This is a genomic window from Glutamicibacter sp. (assembly GCF_050701915.1).
Classification (GTDB): domain Bacteria; phylum Actinomycetota; class Actinomycetes; order Actinomycetales; family Micrococcaceae; genus Glutamicibacter.
In genome coordinates, this window is record NZ_JBOGEG010000001.1 from 107,461 (window position 1) to 123,810 (window position 16,350).

General features: G+C 60.2%; 12 protein-coding genes. 7 read left to right on the forward strand and 5 right to left on the reverse strand.

Features of this window, described 5'->3' with window-relative positions; all coding sequences use genetic code 11:
• Positions 1 to 73 precede the first annotated feature (73 nt).
• Entirely contained in the window at positions 74 to 1,225 is a 1,152-nt protein-coding gene (locus tag ACRDT3_RS00505; RefSeq protein WP_431491089.1) for a M14 family zinc carboxypeptidase, read from the reverse strand.
• Between the two features lie 407 nt (positions 1,226 to 1,632).
• On the opposite strand from ACRDT3_RS00505, the gene ACRDT3_RS00510 reads away from it, so the two are divergent.
• Positions 1,633 to 2,922 (forward strand): AI-2E family transporter, encoded by a 1,290-nt coding sequence (locus ACRDT3_RS00510; protein ID WP_431491090.1) that lies wholly within the window; start codon positions 1,633 to 1,635, stop codon positions 2,920 to 2,922.
• 354 nt (positions 2,923 to 3,276) lie between these two features.
• Positions 3,277 to 3,483, forward strand: coding sequence for a hypothetical protein (locus ACRDT3_RS00515; protein WP_431491091.1), 207 nt, complete (start codon positions 3,277 to 3,279; stop codon positions 3,481 to 3,483).
• Between the two features lie 63 nt (positions 3,484 to 3,546).
• On the opposite strand, the gene ndk is transcribed toward ACRDT3_RS00515, so the two are convergent.
• From ndk to ileS, 4 genes are read right to left on the reverse strand one after another with little or no spacing between them, the layout of a single operon-like run.
• Positions 3,547 to 3,963 carry a nucleoside-diphosphate kinase gene (gene ndk / locus ACRDT3_RS00520; protein WP_133833263.1) on the reverse strand — a complete coding sequence of 139 codons (417 nt, stop codon included), beginning with the start codon at positions 3,961 to 3,963 and terminating at the stop codon, positions 3,547 to 3,549.
• Between the two features lie 40 nt (positions 3,964 to 4,003).
• The gene (locus tag ACRDT3_RS00525) at positions 4,004 to 4,438 is read right to left on the reverse strand and encodes a DUF4233 domain-containing protein (protein ID WP_431491092.1); all 435 of its coding nucleotides are present in this window, start codon (positions 4,436 to 4,438) and stop codon (positions 4,004 to 4,006) included.
• Positions 4,438 to 5,733, reverse strand: a complete 1,296-nt coding sequence (locus tag ACRDT3_RS00530) for a bifunctional folylpolyglutamate synthase/dihydrofolate synthase (RefSeq protein ID WP_431491378.1) — start codon at positions 5,731 to 5,733, stop codon at positions 4,438 to 4,440. The genes ACRDT3_RS00525 and ACRDT3_RS00530 overlap by 1 nt, the downstream gene beginning before the upstream one ends.
• A gap of 56 nt (positions 5,734 to 5,789) precedes the next feature.
• On the reverse strand, positions 5,790 to 9,050 hold the full coding sequence (ileS, locus tag ACRDT3_RS00535; RefSeq protein WP_431491093.1) for an isoleucine--tRNA ligase: 3,261 nt from the start codon (positions 9,048 to 9,050) through the stop codon (positions 5,790 to 5,792).
• 452 nt (positions 9,051 to 9,502) lie between these two features.
• Between ileS and helR the strand changes: the two genes are divergently transcribed.
• The 5 genes from helR to ACRDT3_RS00560 all read left to right on the forward strand — a co-directional run bounded on the left by helR (position 9,503) and on the right by ACRDT3_RS00560 (position 16,204).
• Positions 9,503 to 11,668 carry an RNA polymerase recycling motor ATPase HelR gene (helR, locus tag ACRDT3_RS00540; protein WP_431491094.1) on the forward strand — a complete coding sequence of 722 codons (2,166 nt, stop codon included), beginning with the start codon at positions 9,503 to 9,505 and terminating at the stop codon, positions 11,666 to 11,668.
• 24 nt (positions 11,669 to 11,692) lie between these two features.
• A complete protein-coding gene (locus ACRDT3_RS00545) occupies positions 11,693 to 12,940 on the forward strand; it encodes a sensor histidine kinase (protein WP_431491095.1) in 1,248 nt (415 codons plus the stop codon).
• Positions 12,937 to 13,554, forward strand: coding sequence for a response regulator (locus ACRDT3_RS00550; RefSeq protein ID WP_431491096.1), 618 nt, complete (start codon positions 12,937 to 12,939; stop codon positions 13,552 to 13,554). Before ACRDT3_RS00545 ends, ACRDT3_RS00550 begins: the two co-directional genes overlap by 4 nt.
• A gap of 111 nt (positions 13,555 to 13,665) precedes the next feature.
• Positions 13,666 to 15,768, forward strand: a complete 2,103-nt coding sequence (locus ACRDT3_RS00555; RefSeq protein WP_431491097.1) for an MMPL family transporter — start codon at positions 13,666 to 13,668, stop codon at positions 15,766 to 15,768.
• Positions 15,761 to 16,204, forward strand: a complete 444-nt coding sequence (locus ACRDT3_RS00560) for a DUF2871 domain-containing protein (RefSeq protein ID WP_431491098.1) — start codon at positions 15,761 to 15,763, stop codon at positions 16,202 to 16,204. Before ACRDT3_RS00555 ends, ACRDT3_RS00560 begins: the two co-directional genes overlap by 8 nt.
• Positions 16,205 to 16,350 lie beyond the last annotated feature (146 nt).

Below are 16,350 nucleotides of genomic sequence, written 5' to 3' on the forward strand. Positions count from 1 at the left end.
AGCACAGGCAGAGAACAAGGCCGGAACAGAGCTGGGGCCGCGCATTGCGCAGCCCCAGCTTTGTTGAGTCAGTTCACTTCTGGATCAGGCCCGCATAATCGGTCTGATAGCCCGTCACTGGCTGGTGCGGGATTTCTTCCCAGCGTTCGGGATCTTCCTGCTGGACTTCTCCCGAGGCCATTCCGAGCAACAATTCCTTGAGCGCAAGGACATTCTGGCGAATCAGCTTGCCGCGGGACTTCTGCCCCAGGCTTCCGTCGCTGCTGTTTCCGCTGGTCTCAAAGAAGACCACCGGGTTTCGATGCCCTTCGGCATTGAGCCCTTGGTAGTTCAAGCCCAGCATCATTGCAGAGACGACGCCACCCTTGATGTCGATTTCCATGCCGTCGCCCACCTGATAGCGGTCGATGTTGAACGCGCCGTACTTCGACAGCTCGTCATACACATGCACTTGCATCTGGCGAGTAAGCACGTCATAAGCACCATTTTCGATTCCAGGCAGGGTCGGGCCGCCTGGCGCCAACGAGATTCCAAGCGACAAAGTTACGTCATCGCCTGTACCCCACTCCTTCTTCAGGCCTTGATGATGCACATCAACCCCGAAGGCTGGATCCACCATCGTCCAGTATTCGTAATAGGCCAGTGATTCGTTGGCCACGAAACCTTCCAGCGTCCAATCGCGGTTCAGGTCGATTCTTTGCTGCTTGCCAGTGGCATCAAGCTCCGGAGCATTCGCTTCCTGATCCCACAAGATCGTCTGCCGAATGTTGCCTTCCGAACCGTCAGGGTTATACATCGGGATGAAATGGAAGGTGTACTTGTCGCGGAGCAGCTCGTAGTCCGCCGATCCGTTAGCGCCGAGGTCCTTGAGCAGCGTCAGGAGCGAGTCGGTTCCATAGGGTTCATTGCCGTGGATGCGCCCCTGCAGCCAAACGTTCTCCGGGCCGTGCCCTGCAGTTGCCACATACAGATCCCTGCCCTGCTCTGACTGGCTGACCTGCGTTCCTGCTTCTTGGAGCGTGAACGCATCAACGTCGAACCGGGAGTTCGATTCGATCTTCTGCAATTCTTTGACCGTGTCTTCGTAGCCAAGAATGCTCGAAGTATTAGTTTGCCCGTTAGGCGATGGGAAATTGGCATCGGCGTTGGCCGGTACCGCTAATCCCAACGGTGCAACGACGGCGAAGGCCGCCGCCGCGCCCAGCGCGATGGATCGCTTGGGCAATGATGTTTTCCTGGGATCTGGCAAGGCTTTGCTCCTTGAACGGTGCGAGTATTCGAATGATCAGTGGCGCGTTCCGATTGATTAGTCCAAATGGCATCAACCTCACTTCACCCTATGTGACCCGCCCCACGAACACAATGGACTGGCGTTTATCGCAACACTGCACATCAAAAGCGGATTTACTCGAATCCGGGCAGCATCGCAGTGGCGGAGGCCGCAAAGCCTTCCCCGGCACCCATGCGCCTGGGAAATCAGCCCGTGGGTGTCAGAACCATTGCCTTCAGGGGCAAAAACTGGTTTCGAGCCCCTGCGAACGCCAAAAAATCAGCCTTTCGGTGTTGCCTCAGGACCTTATCAAGTCGTTAGCCTATTGTTAGAGCTATCAGAACCAGCTACAAGGAGCGACTATGGCTTTTTTCCGTAAGGTCAGGCCCGCCGCGTTGTTGAAAAAGCAACCTCAAGACGACAAGCCGACACCTGCCGAGCACCACCGCGTTCCGGCCAAGGATGCCAAACCCGATTTCACCGTCACCAGCCTGTGGACCGACTTGCTAGGACGCCTAGGCATTCGAAGCGCCCAGCTACTGGTAGTTGGCGCGCTGGCGACATTCCTCATCATCGGCATGCTCCGCTTGACCATGATCGTGATCCCGACGTTGCTGGCCGTCATCATTTCCTGTGCGTTGTGGCCGCTGGTGGTCAAGCTGCGCAAGGTTGTTTCCCCGATGCTGGCAGCATGGATCGTTTTCCTCGGATCCCTACTGATCCTAGGAGGCATCGGCACCGGCCTGGTCTTCTCGGTCATCAAGGAATGGCCAAAGCTCGTTGACCAAGCTGTCGAGGGCTTCAACCAGCTCAACGACATGGTTCAGGGCTTCATCGGCACGATGCCGTTCAACGTCGACCAGAGCCAGATCGATAATGTCGTGGAAACGGTAACCGGCTTCCTGACCAGTTCCCAGTTCGGCACCGGCGCCTTGAACACGCTTAGCGCCGCTGGCAGCTTCGTGACCGGCTTGATCCTGCTCCTGGTGATCCTGTTCTTCTTCCTGAAGGACGGCGACAAGATCTGGGCCTTTGCCGTGTCTTGGACTCCGCGCCACTACCGCAACAAGTGGATTCTTTCCGGTGACCGCGCACTGCGCACCTTCGGCGGCTACATCCGCGGTACCGCCACCGTGGCCGCGGTGGATGCCTTGGGCATCACCGCGACGCTGTTGATCGTGCAGGTTCCGCTGGCCATCCCGCTAGGCGTCATCGTCTTCCTCGGTTCGTTCGTTCCGATGGTAGGTGCCACCGTTGCCGGCATCCTGGCCACGCTGATCGCTTTGGTTACCAACGGACCAGTGGTGGCACTGATCGTGCTTGCTGCGGTGATCCTGGTGAACCAGCTGGAGGGCAACTTCCTGCAGCCGGTAGTCATGGCCAACGCCCTGAGCCTGCATGCATTGGTCGTCTTGATGGCACTGACCGCAGGCACCGTCCTGGCTGGCATCGTTGGCGCCGTCCTGTCGGTGCCGCTGGTCGCCGCTTCATGGGCCGTGATCAAGGTGTGGACCGGGCGCGACAAATCCGATGCGGTGGCCGAAGCCAGCGAGGACATCAAGTCTGAAGTCGAGATCAGCGAAGAGGAAGCAGCTTTCGAGAAGCTCGAGGCCAAGGAACAGCACAAGGAATCCGCCAAGGAATCCGAGTAGCTGCTGCGGCTGGGGCGCTCCTGCACGTCAGGGGCGCCCCTTCCTTTTGCCGCTTAAATGCTGTTGATCGAATTATTTCCAATTAATTCTCAAGGAGTTCATGCACCCATCCAGCCCCGGCTTCACGGGGTTTTCGCGCTGGGAACAAGCCCCGGAGACCGAATCCCACGTTGCCGTGGATGTGGTTTGTGTGTTTAATGTGACTGAAGTGATGGAAGTGGAGCGACGCGGGATGCGCAAGCGCCTTGAGAAGTTTTGCTGCATGTCTCCGTTTTCCCCGACAGGGAAAACCCCGCGCCAGGCTTCGCCCGCAATCAATGCGCTAACGCGCACTGAAGACTGGGAGGTATCCACGTGCTGGAATTCAGCAATGACGGAGCAGATAAGTATCTTTCGCACATAGTCGGCCCTATCGCCGATCACCATCAGGTGGTCAGGATCGGTGCTGCAGAGCAGCTGCCGCTGGACTCGACCGCGCAGGCGCTCGGAAGTTCGGTGCAGCACCCAGCTGGCCCGCAAGGAGCTATGCTCGCCCAGGACAGTTTGGATGACTGGTTCTAGGATCCGCTTTTAGGCAAGAAAAATCCCGGCAGTTTCCAACTGCCGGGATTTTTGCGTTTCGGCCTACTTGCCGAACCAGATGCCGATCTCGCGCTCTGCGGACTCGACGGAGTCCGAGCCGTGGACCAGGTTCTGCTGGACCTTCAGGCCCCAGTCGCGGCCGAAGTCACCACGGATGGTGCCCGGAGCAGCGGTGGTCGGGTCGGTGGTGCCTGCCAGCGAGCGGAAGCCGGGGATGACGCCCTGGCCCTCAGCCACGATCGCTACCACTGGGCCGGAGAGCATGAACTCAACCAGCGGCTCGTAGAATGGCTTGCCTTCGTGCTCTGCATAGTGCTCGGCGAGCAGCTCGCGAGTAGCTTCCAGCTGCTGCAGCTTGGCAATGGTGTAGCCCTTGGCTTCAATGCGGGCAAGGATCTGTCCGGTCAGACCGCGCTTGACGCCATCTGGCTTGACCAGGATCAGGGTACGTTCAGTCATGTGACTACCTCTTCGTATCGTTGATGTTTTTCTTAGGTTCTCAGGCTTGCTCGGGGTTGGCTTTTTCCCAGGCTTCTTGGGCGGCGGCGCGGCGCTTGTTCACCGCGTCGATTTCCTCGCCCTTGTACAGCGCATACCACCAGCACAGGGCGAAGGCCGCTGCTAGGTAGAACATATCCGGCAGGATGAAGCCGCACAGGAAGAACACTACCTGCAGGATCCAGCCGATGATGTAGCCGATCTTCTTGCCCAGCAGGGCGCAGTTGAAGATGCACAGCAGTGCCACGGCAGCGCCGAGGCTGAGCACGACCACCGGTTCGCCGCCGCGCTTGAGCCCGAAGGCAGCGAGGGTGACGAACACCGCCAGCAGCGCCTCGCAGACCAGCACGGTTGATGCGAACATCATTTTCGTGGAGCGCTGCTTCTTCTTCATCCCAGGACGCCACTCGCGCTGGGCACGGGTGAGTTTGGCCATCAGGATTCGCCTCCCTTGAGCAACAGTGAAATCTCGCCCACCAGTGTAATCGAACCGGTGACCAGCACGCCGCCGGAAAGGTCATTGCCTGCCTCGGCGCGGCCCACCGACCACTCGATGGCGTCTTCCAGGTTTTCGGTGACGTGGATGTCCTCTTCCGGCCATCCAGCATCGATCGCCATGGTGGACAGCTCTCCGGCCGGGATGGCACGCGGCGAGGAAGACTGGGTGATGCAGATGTCCTCGACCATGTCCCCGTACTCCTCGCGCATGGTGTAGAGCATGGCTTCGGCGTCCTTCTCCTGCAAGATGCCAACCATCAGCACCAGGCGGGTGAAGCCGAAGGACTCCTTGATCGCCTCTGCGGTGACGCGGATGCCGTCCGGGTTGTGGCCGGCATCCACCAGGATGCTCGGTGCCGCACGGACCAGTTCCAGCCGGCCAGGGCTGGTGGCGGCGGCGAAGCCGTCGCGGACCAGATCGGCATTCAGCTCGCGCTGGCCGCCGCCCAGGAAGGCCTCCACCGCGGCCAGGGCCACGGTGGCGTTCTGCGCCTGGTGGGCACCGAACAGAGGCAGGAAGATCTCGTCGTAGCGCGCGGCTTGGCCCTGGATGGACAGCAGCTGCCCGCCCACACCGTGCTGGCGTTCCAAGAGCTTGAAGTCCAGGGTGTCGAAAGCTGCCTGCACCTCAAGCTCGCGGGCGCGAGCCAGCAGCACATCGGCGGCGTCCACCGGCTGCACCGAAGAGACCAGGTAGCCGCCGGGCTTGAGGATGCCGACCTTTTCTTCGGCAATCTCGCCCGGGGTGTCCCCCAGCAGATCGGTGTGGTCCAGGGAGATCGGGGTGATCACCGAAACATCGGCATCGGCCACGTTGGTGGCATCGGTGATGCCGCCCAAACCAACCTCGAGCACCACGACGTCGACCGGGACTTCAGCGAAAACCGCGAAGGCCAGGATGGTGACAGCCTCGAAGTAGGTCAGCTTGTTCTCGCCGCGCTCGACGAGCTCGGCGTCCACGATCTGGAGGAACGGGCTGATCTCATCCCAGACGCGCACGAAGGTCTCATCGTCTACCGGGGCACCGTCAATGGCGATGCGCTCGGTGACCGAGATCAGGTGGGGCGAAGAGTAGCGGCCGGTGCGCAAGTCGTGCGCCATCAGCAGCGACTCGATCATGCGTGCGGTCGAGGTCTTGCCGTTGGTGCCGGTGATGTGGATGACCGGGCAGGCCTTGTTCGGCTCGCCAAGGATCTGCATCGCGCGGAACATCGGCTCCATGCGCGGTTCCATCTTGTTTTCCGGGGCCCGGGAAAGCAGTTGCGCGTAGACACGGTCCAGTTCGCTCACTAGTTGGCCTCGACTTTGTCAGTATCCAGCTTGGCCACGGTGACCTGCTCGCCGTCCACCGATTCATCGGCGAGAAGTTCCAGCTGCGCGGTCAGGGTTTCGCCGGCCACCAGCTCGCGGTTGGCTTCCAGCGCCGCGATGGTGGCCGCGCTGGCGGTGATCACGGTGTGGATGCGGTCCGAAACCTGCAGGTCCGCGTCCTTGCGGGCGGACTGGATGGAGCGGATCATGTCGCGTGCGGTGCCCTCGGCAGCCAGTGCCTCGGTGACCTCGGTGTCCAGTACCAGGAAGCCGCCGTCGATGACTGCTGCGGCAATTTCGCCTGCCGCATCCACCACGGTGTCCAGGGTGTATTCGCCCTCGGCCAACTCCAGGCCGCCCGCGGTGACAACGCCGTTGGTGACGGACCAGTCCCCGGACTTGGCGCCCTTGATCGCCTGCTGCACGTTCTTGCCCAGGCGTGGACCGGCGGCGCGGGCGTTCACTACCAGCTGCTGGCTGATGCCGTAGCTGGCTGCGTCGACGCCTTCGGCGTCGATCAGGGTCACCGCCTTCAGGTTCAGCTCGTCCTTGATGATCGAAGCGTAGGTGCCCTCCAGGCGGGCAGCGCCGGTGAGCACGACCTTCAGCTCGGCCAGCGGAAGGCGCACGCGCAGGTTCTTGGCCTTGCGCAGCGAGGAGCCCACGGAGCAGATCTTGCGGGTGGTTTCCATGGTTTCCAGCAACGCGGCGTCGGTTGGGAACTCGCTGGCTTCTGGCCAGTCAGCCAGGTGCACCGAACGCTCGCCGGTCAGCCCGCGGAAGATCTCTTCGCTGGCCAGCGGCAGCAGCGAGGCGGTGACCTTCACCAGGGTTTCCAGCGCGGTGTACAGGGTGTCGAAGGCCTGGGTGTCTTCATCGAAGAAACGCTGGCGCGAACGGCGCACGTACCAGTTGGTCAGGGTGTCCATGTAGTGGCGCACCGCCTCGGCGGCATCGGAAACCTCGTAGGCATCCAGTGCTTCGGTGACCTCGCGCACCAGCTGGCCGGTGGCGGCCAGCATGTACTGGTCCAGCGGGTCGGTGGAGTCCATCGAGCGCTTGGCCTCGTATCCGGCCCCGTTGTTGGCGGAGTTGGTGTACAGGTTGAAGAAGTGCCAGACGTTCCACAGCGGCAGCAGCACCTGGCGCACGCCATCGCGGATGCCCTGCTCGGTGACCACCAGGTTGCCGCCGCGCAGGATTGGCGAAGCCATCAGGAACCAGCGCATCGCGTCGGAGCCGTCGCGGTCCAGTACCTCGGTGACATCCGGGTAGTTGCGCAGGGACTTGGACATCTTCTGCCCGTCCGAGCCAAGCACGATGCCGTGGGAGATCACGTTGGTGTAGGCCGGGCGGTCGAACAGCGCGGTGGAGAGCACGTGCATGGTGTAGAACCAGCCGCGGGTCTGGCCGATGTACTCGACGATGAAGTCCGCTGGGTGGTGGCCGGAATCGAACCATTCCTGGTTGTTGAACGGGTAGTGCACCTGGGCGTACGGCATCGACCCGGAGTCGAACCAGACATCGAGCACGTCTTCCACGCGGGTGAGGGTGCCGGACTCGGCACAGCCTTCGTGCGCCTTGGTCAGCTCGTCGATGAACGGGCGGTGCAGATCCGGCTGGCCTTCGTGGTTCAGCGGCAGGCGGCCGAAGAAGTCCTTCATTTCCTGGAGCGAGCCGAAGACTTCGCGGTGGGTGCACTCCGCTCCCGAGCATTCCCAGACCGGGATCGGCGAACCCCAGTAGCGGTTGCGCGAGATGGACCAGTCGCGGGCGTTTTCCAGCCACTTGCCGAACTGGCCGTGCTTGACGTTGCCCGGGATCCAGTTGATCTGCTCGTTCAGCTCGACCATGCGGTCCTTGAACTTGGAGACCTCGACGTACCACGAGGAGATCGCGCGGTAGATCAGCGGGGTGCGGCAGCGCCAGCAGTGCGGGTAGGAGTGCTCGTAGGAAGCCTGCTTGACCAGCTTGGCTTCGTCCTTGAGCACGTTGGTGATGGTCTTGTTCGCGTCGAAGACCTGCACGCCGGCAATGTCGTTCAGCGGGCCGCCGGCAAAGACGGAGAGGAACTTGGCGCCCTCGTCCACGGAGAGGATTACCGGGATGCCGTGCTCTTCGCAGACCTTCTGGTCATCCTCGCCGTAGGCCGGGGCCTGGTGCACGATGCCGGTGCCATCGCCCACGGTGACGTAGTCGGCGGTGACGATCTGCCAGGCGTTCTCGGTGCCGTACTTCTCCGTGTCGGTGTAGGTATCCCACAGCGGCGCGTAGCGCACGCCGGCCAGGTCGGCACCGGAGTAGGTGGCGGTGATCGCCGCGGCGGCTTCCTTGGCGTCCTTGTAGCCCAGGTCCTTGGCGTAGGAGCCGAGCAGGTCCTTGGCCAGCAGGAATGGGCCGGCGGCGGCCGAAGCCTTCACGCCCGCCTCCCCGGCAGGGACCACGACGTATTCGATCGCCGGGTGCACGGCCAGCGCGGCGTTGGTGGGCAGGGTCCATGGAGTGGTGGTCCAGGCCAGGGCCTGCACACCGGCAAGGGCCTTGGACACCTCGGTGTCGCCGGCAAGGATGGTGAAGCCGACGGTGACGGTCTGGTCCTGGCGGTTCTTGTAGACGTCGTCATCCATGCGCAGCTCGTGGTTGGACAGCGGGGTCTCGTCCTTCCAGCAGTACGGGAGCACGCGGAAGCCCTGGTAGGTCAGGCCCTTGTCCGAAAGCTGCTTGAAGGCCCAGATGACCGATTCCATGAACTCGACGTTCAGGGTCTTGTAGTCGTTTTCGAAGTCGACCCAGCGGGCCTGGCGGTTCACGTACTGCTTCCACTCGTCGGCGTACTTCATCACCGAGGTGCGGCAGGCATCGTTGAACTTGTCGATGCCCATGGCTTCGATCTGCTTCTTGTCCGTCATGCCCAGCTGCTTCATGGCTTCCAGCTCGGCTGGCAGGCCGTGGGTATCCCAGCCGAAGCGGCGCTCGACGCGCTTGCCGCGCTGGGTCTGGTAGCGCGCTACCAGGTCCTTGACGTAGCCGGTGAGCAGGTGGCCGTAGTGCGGCAGGCCGTTGGCGAACGGAGGGCCATCGTAGAAGACGAATTCTTCGCCCTCGCGCTGGTCAATGGAGGCCTGGAAAGTGTCATCGTTCTTCCAGTATTCGAGGACGCGCTTCTCAAGATCTGGGAATCGCGGTGAAGCCGGGGTCGAACCGGTTGGGTCTGTAGTGACCTTCGGGTAGAAGCTCATCGAATGGGCCGTCCTTCAAGCGTAGGGTCGATAAATCCTTGCCTACGAGGACGGCGATAACGCCGCGGTACCACCCCGCTTATCCCCCACCGAGATGGTGGAGAATCCCTTATCTTCAGCTGTGACGGGCTGGTCCCGTTCGGTTCTACTGGGCGAACATGAAGTTCGCTGTTCTTCCGAAGACTCACCGGTGATAGCCGGATCAAAGCCGCAGTCCTTCTATCGTACCGCGTGATGCGCGTGGTGAAAATTCCCTAGATCCCGAGAGATAGCAAGTGAGCTCAGGCTCACAGTCCGGGGAACGAAGCTAACTTGACCAGCGGGTTGCACAAGCAAATCTCCACTTACTGCATTTTCAGGATAGCGCGTTGAGGGGGCCTTGCCGCAAGGCCCCACCCATGGTCCATAATCGATAGCTTCCCCACAAGAACCATCCAGATCAGGGAGCCCGCGTGCCTGCTAAAACTTCGAACACCAGCTACTTCGATACCGTCCAGCAAAATTCCGCGCCCGAACTCGCGGAAGACACCCAGCAGGACCAGCAACGGCTATCGGAAATCGCCTCGCGCATTCAAGAACTCCGCTCAGAAATGATTGAGCGCATCGCCGCACGAGGCAAGGACCAGGCGGGGACCCTGCAGCAATCCCTGCAGCGCGACGTTGAACTCAACGAATTGGCTCAGCGGTTGCGCCAGTTGGACCTCATGGGACCGTACGCCTGCTTGGGGTACATGCAAGAGGCGGAAACCGGCGAGCGCCTATACATCGGACGAGCTGGTTTGAGTGATGAGCGTGGCAAACAGCTGATGCTTGACTGGCGCACCCCGGCGGCAGAACCATTTTTCGCTGCGACGCATGAGAAGGACTACGGACTGTCGATGCGTCGTCGCTACCGTTGGCGCCGACAGCTCATTACCGACTATTGGGACGAAGTGTTTGATTCTTCCCAGTTGCAATCCCACGCCCGCTTGGATGACCATTCATCATTTCTCGCATCCCTCGGCAGTAAGCGCTCACCAAAAATGCAGGACGTGCTTTCAACGATCCAGTCGGATCAGGATGCGATTATCCGCAGCAGCTCACATGGAGCCCTGGTGGTTGATGGCGGCCCTGGCACCGGCAAGACGGTGGTGGCCCTGCATCGCGCCGCCTATTTGCTGTACGCGGATCCACGCCTGCGTAGCCAAGGAGGCAAGGTGCTGGTAGTGAGTCCGCATGAAGCCTATTCCGCCTACGTATCCGACATTCTTCCGAACTTGGGCGAAGGCGATGTTCTCATCTCCACACTTTCGAACATAGTTTCGATAGGCGATGAATTGCCCGCGGAAAAAGATTCTGGAGTTCACCGCATTAAATCCGGTGCGGCCATGTTGAGCGCGGTCAAGAGAGCTGTGGGTGTCTTCGAAGAGCCACCCGCCACCGAGGTGCTGCTTGACCTTGGCGAAATAGAAGCCACGGTGACTCCGCAACTGTGGCGCGATGCAGTCGGCATGATCGATCGCGCGACTCCACACAACGAAGCGCGCATCCAATTACGCGAGGCCCTTATTGACCAGCTACTCCCCCACATAGCCAACAGCGCTGGCGCTGAGCCGCAACTGCGCGCGGATGCTGCCCGAAGCGCAGCGCTCGGTACGCTGCTAAATGAATATTGGCCGGTCTTGGATCCGCTGAATCTCTTGCAGGCCTTGTATTCGACCCCTGCATTGCTGCGGTATAGCGGCGTCGAGCTTGGCGAAGAGGAGATCGACAGGCTGCTTGCCAACTCACGTTCAGGCTTATGGACAACATCAGATATTCCGCTGATAGATTTTTCCCGCTATCTGATCGGAGACCCGGAGAGCGAATCCAGGGATCGTGAAGAACAGTCACGAACCCGTGCTGAGCGAAATAGGTGGAAGAACGTCATAGACGATCTGGTTGCATCGGCTGATGACAAAGAAGATCTGACATCGCAACTCATGCACCACGATCTTCAGGAGCAGCTGCTCAACTTGAGCTTGGATACCCCGCTGGCCTCGGAAAGTTTCGACGGGCCGTTCTCACACGTAATCATCGATGAAGCCCAGGACCTGACCGATGCCCAATGGGCAATGATCCAACGCCGTTGCCCATCAGGAAGCCTGACCATTGTGGGCGATAGGGCACAAGCTGTTGAAGATTTCAACACGACGTGGGAACAGCGTCTAACGAGAATAGGCATTCGCGACATCTCCATATCCCGGTTGCGGGTCAACTACCGCAGCACGGCACAGATCATGGAAGCTGCTGCGGAACAGATCCTGCCCCGGATGCCCGAAGCCAACGTGCCTCGATCCTTGCGCTCGGACGGTGCGCCGGTACGGTATGACCAGCCCGCAAAGCTCGAGAAAATCTTGGACCAATGGTTGGCCGAGAATAGTGAAGGCACCGCTGCGGTGATTGGATTCCCTGGATTCCGCGCCTCGGACCGAGTCCGCGTCCTTTCGCCCGAGTGCGCTAAAGGCCTGGAATTCGATCTGGTACTCGTCTATCAACCGGAGAACTTCGGCGGGGACCGCAGCGGAGCAGTACGCAGATACGTGGCCATGACGCGAGCGACAGCTCAATTGGTAATACTTACCGATCAATTGCCATGAGCAGCCTTTAGTAGGCTGGCATTCATGAGCACTTCCGAGCCGCAACGGTTGGACACACCGAATCAACAGCACTCCTTCGCCTCACCAAGGGTGTTGCGTTGGGGACAGCACCTGGTGACGGCGATCCTCCTTGCCATCGCGCTGCTGCGACAGGTTTCAGCGCATGACGCTGTTCTACCCGCGGTCCTCGTCTCAATACTTTTCGCCAGTTGGTACAGCGCAGGCTTCATTCCCCAGGCCAAGGTTGGAGTCTTCGCTGAGCCCACTTGGTGGCTGGCACTCCTGCTAGGGATCTGGATAGCAAGCCTCTTCGTTTCAGCTGAATTCATGTGGCTGGCCTTCAGCCTTTGGCTACTATTGGGCCACCAGCTGCCATTCCTCCCATCAATATTGTGGTCAGTGGTGGTCTACGCCTTTACCCTGCTCGCTCCCTACCTGCACCATGCACAGCTGAGCGTTGCAGCGATAGCAGGTCCATTAGTCGGCGGCCTATTTGCTTGGGGCATCTCCCGCGGTTACCTGCAGATGGAACGCGATGCCCAGGTGCGTACCTCTCTAGTGAATTCCCTGGTCCGTGCCCAGCAAGAAATGGCGGATCTTCAAGAAGAACTTGCAAGGTCGCAGCATGAGGCCGGTATTGCCGCAGAACGCACGCGTCTAGCACGCGAAATCCATGACACCGTCGCACAGCAGCTTTCCTCCATCGGGCTGCATGCCAAGGCAGCAGAAGCATCCAAGGAATCGGATGCAGCCGAGAAAGCATTGGATCGCATCGATGAGCTTTCCGGACAGGCGCTGACCGACTTGCGTCGCATCATCGCAGCGCTCGCACCTGCCGAGCTGGATTCGCAAGCACTGGCTGGGGCCTTAGACCGCATCTTGGAGAATTTCAAAGCAGATGCGAACGTCGATACCCGGCTGGATATTGAACCGGGACTGCCCGCCTTGGACCCAAGTGTGCAGATTGCTTTGCTGCGCACAGCGCAGTCGGCACTATCCAACGTCCTTCGCCATGCTCATGCTTCAATCGTTGCCCTCAGCTTGAGCTGCAGTGGCGATGAGGTACGTTTGGACATTGTGGATGACGGCGTTGGATTTACCACTCATGCCGGTCGTATGCAGACCAGCACCGAGGCTGGCGGGTTCGGCCTGAACGCCATGACTCAGCGCCTTCGAGAGCTTGGTGGCGGATTAGACGTCGAAAGCTCCCCCGGTGAAGGCACAGCACTGTGCGCTCATCTTCCGATTCACGCCGCAAAGGACGATTCATGATCCGCATCCTCTTGGTCGATGACCATCCCATCGTTCGCACGGGGTTGCGGGCGCTCTTTGAAAACTATGAAGACATCTGCGTCATCGGCGAGGCTTCCAGCGGCGAAGAGGCAGTAGGTTTCGTAAAGGAAAACCCTGTGGATGTGGTGCTTTGCGATCTGCGCCTAGGGGCAGGGATGAATGGCGCGCAGACCACGGCAGCCATTAGAAAGTTGGCCAAGCCGCCCTACGTGCTGATCCTGACCACCTTCGACAAGGACTCGGAGGTGCTGGCCTGCATCGAAGCTGGAGCTGCCGGCTATCTGCTCAAAGATGTCAGCGCACAAACCATCGTGGAGTCCATTCGCCAAGCAGCAGCCGGGCACATGGTGCTGGCCCCGGAGATGACCCAGCGTGTTGTTGAAGGCATGCGGCGCCCGAAGATCGAGCTGACTGCACGGGAGAAAGACGTGCTGGTCCAATTAGCAACCGGTGCAGGAAATAAGCAGATCGCCAAGGCGCTTTTCGTTTCTGAAGCAACGGTCAAGACCCACCTGGTGCATATCTTCGACAAGCTGCAAGCCTCCAGCCGCACCGATGCCATCAACAAGGCGAAAGACCACGGTTTGCTCTAGGTTTCGCGGACCATCGGAAGACAAGCCAAAAGCTGTCTCAACCTTTCGGTTGAACTTTTATTCACCCCTTTCCACGATGGATTGACCTGCAAAATCTCATTAACTGGAACTATGAAAGTTCCAGTTATTTCCCGAGTCGGCCATTCGCTGACCAGCCGCCGAGGCGCTCGCATTTGGGCAGCCGGCATCTTTGCAGCAGTTCTCGTCCTCTTTGGTGCGCTGAGCAGCGTTGAGGCTCCCGCCCGTTCAGCCAGCTCGCTGGTTGGCGACTCGGATTCAGCCAAGGTAGCCCAGCTGATCGACGCGAACACCAGCGAATCCAAAACCTCCGCCCTGCTGGTGGCCAGTCGTGCCGATGCCGGAGTGCTCAGCGCCAATGACAGCACCACGCTTGATCGCCAAGCAGAGGCTCTGAGCCACGCAGCGAAAGTCGCTGCCGGCCGCACCATGGCCAGCGAGGACCAGCAGGCGGCTATGGTCCCGCTCTCCTGGAATACGACTTCCGACGAGGCCGACCGTGAAACGCTCACTGCGATTCGCGACTGGATCCAGGCTCACCCATCCGAAGGGCTGCAGCTTCAGGTCACCGGGGCTACCGCCTTTGCCGTTGATATCACCAATGCATTTGCCGGCGCTGACTTCACTCTCCTAGCTGTCACGGTCGCAGTCGTTGCTGTACTGCTGATCTTGACCTACCGCTCTCCGGTACTGTGGTTGATCCCGTTGGCTGTTGTGGCCATTGCCGACCGTAGCGCTTCATTGGTGGCCAATGTGCTTGCCAACGCTTTCGACCTGAGTTTCGATTCCGGGGTGCTCAGCGTATTGGTATTCGGCGCAGGCACTAACTACGCCTTGCTGTTGATCTCGCGTTACCGCGATGAACTGCATAAGAATCCTGATCATCGTCAGGCACTATCCAAGGCCTGGACATCCAGCTTCGAAGCCATCCTTACTTCGAACCTGACAGTGGTCTTGGCGCTGCTCACTCTAGGCCTGGCTGTCATGGAAGATACGCGCGGTTTGGGCATCGTTTGCGCCGCTGGCTTGCTGATCGCCGCGATCTTCGCACTATTCCTTTTGCCTCCGGTCTTGGCTATGTGCGGCCGCAATGCATTCTGGCCCTTGATTCCCCGTCCTGGGCAGGAAGCCATGAAGGAAAACTTCTTCGGTCGCGCAGCTCGCTCCGTGATGAATCGCCCAGGCCTGAACCTCACCGCGCTGGCGGTCTTGCTCCTGGTTCTTGCCGGCGCACTCACCGGTACCCGTATTGGCCTGGATCAAACCCAGCAGTTCCGCACGGCAACCGAATCCTCCAGCGCGATGGAACAGCTGGCAGACCATTTCCCAGCCGGGGAAACTCAGCCGATTACCGTCCTGGCGCAGAGCACTGGGACCGACGCATTGCGAGATGAGTTCGCCCGTGTCGAGAACGTGAAACGGGTCGGCGAGGCCAGCCAGCTAGGGACGACATCGTGGCAGCAGTTCTCCGTGATTTCGGACGTTGATACCAGCTCGGCAAAGGCTCTGGACTTGGTTGAGCAGCTGCGCGACGTCGCGGCTCGTGACAACGACGGCCAGGTTCTCATCGGCGGACAGAGCGCAGAACAACTGGATTCCCATCAGATGCACCTGCGTGACCTGTACGTGGTTGCTCCGCTGATCATGGTGATCTGCTTCGTGATGCTCGGCTGGCTCACCCGCTCATGGCGCACTGCCCTGGCCTTGGGATTGGTTAACCTGCTGAGTGCGGCCGCCGCCGTTGGCCTGGGTTCGCTGGTTTCCTCAGTCGTCTTCGAGGCTGACGCGCTGGATGTCCAAGTTCCGCTCTTGGCCTTCGTCTTCTTGGTAGCGCTCGGCGTGGACTACACGATATTCCTGACCCAGCGAGTCCGACAGGATGCACAGGAGTTGGAACTGCACGAGGCAGTTGTATTGGCAGCAAGCCGCACCGGCTCGGTCATCACCAGTGCCGGGCTCGTGCTCGCAGGCGTGTTCGCCGCCCTGGCGACCTTGCCGCTGACCGTCCTCGGTCAGCTCGGCCTGATCGTCGGACTCGGCGTCCTGCTGGACACCTTCGTCGTTCGCACCCTGCTGCTTCCGGCGCTGTTCGCAGTCCTGGGATCAGGCAAGCATCCACTCTTCGGCACAACTTCCTCCGCTGCAGAAGCAACTGCAGAACCAACCGTTCAGAAAGAAAACAAAATCAATGCGTAAGCTCGTGAATTTCTCCTTCGCCTACATGGTCCTCGGTGTAGCTTCCGGTCTTTTCTACCGTGAATTCACCAAGTTGAACGACTTCCCTGAAGGCCAGTGGACCCAGCTCTCCGTAGTCCACACCCACCTGTTGGTGCTGGGCTTCATCATCTTGCTGCTGGTGCTCCTTCTGGAAAAGGCCTTCGGCCTGAGCCAGCACCGCAAGCTCTTCGCGTGGTTCATGGGCACCTACAACGCGGGCGTGATCCTAACCGCGGGCATGCAGCTCACCCACGGCATCATGACCGTACTAGGCGTTGAGTCTTCCAAGATGATCTCGGGCATCGCCGGCCTTGGCCACATGTCGATCACCGCAGGCATGATCTTGCTGTTCATCATGCTGCGCCGGAGTGTCGGCGCTCAGAAGCCAACCCAAAAGGTTGAGCTGGCCGGCTAGCCCAGCGAAGTACCACAGCGGAACTGAAACTCGGCCCAGACGACGATCGTCTGGGCCGAGTTCGCACGCGCTTCTGGCACCCGCTGCCAGGACCCCAAGATTGGCCACTTGGCTAAGGATAAAATGATCCGCTGCTGCTATAGATT

What these genes read in the sequence shown, in the direction of transcription:
- ACRDT3_RS00550 (WP_431491096.1), top strand. Translation starts at nt 12,937, where the DNA reads ATGATCCGCATCCTCTTGGTCGATGACCATCCCATCGTTCGCACGGGG.
- ACRDT3_RS00525 (WP_431491092.1), bottom strand. Translation starts at nt 4,438, where the DNA reads ATGGCCAAACTCACCCGTGCCCAGCGCGAGTGGCGTCCTGGGATGAAG.
- ileS (WP_431491093.1), bottom strand. Translation starts at nt 9,050, where the DNA reads ATGAGCTTCTACCCGAAGGTCACTACAGACCCAACCGGTTCGACCCCG.
- ACRDT3_RS00530 (WP_431491378.1), bottom strand. Translation starts at nt 5,733, where the DNA reads ATGGAACCGCGCATGGAGCCGATGTTCCGCGCGATGCAGATCCTTGGC.
- ACRDT3_RS00545 (WP_431491095.1), top strand. Translation starts at nt 11,693, where the DNA reads ATGAGCACTTCCGAGCCGCAACGGTTGGACACACCGAATCAACAGCAC.
- ACRDT3_RS00555 (WP_431491097.1), top strand. Translation starts at nt 13,666, where the DNA reads ATGAAAGTTCCAGTTATTTCCCGAGTCGGCCATTCGCTGACCAGCCGC.
- ndk (WP_133833263.1), bottom strand. Translation starts at nt 3,963, where the DNA reads ATGACTGAACGTACCCTGATCCTGGTCAAGCCAGATGGCGTCAAGCGC.
- ACRDT3_RS00560 (WP_431491098.1), top strand. Translation starts at nt 15,761, where the DNA reads ATGCGTAAGCTCGTGAATTTCTCCTTCGCCTACATGGTCCTCGGTGTA.
- ACRDT3_RS00510 (WP_431491090.1), top strand. Translation starts at nt 1,633, where the DNA reads ATGGCTTTTTTCCGTAAGGTCAGGCCCGCCGCGTTGTTGAAAAAGCAA.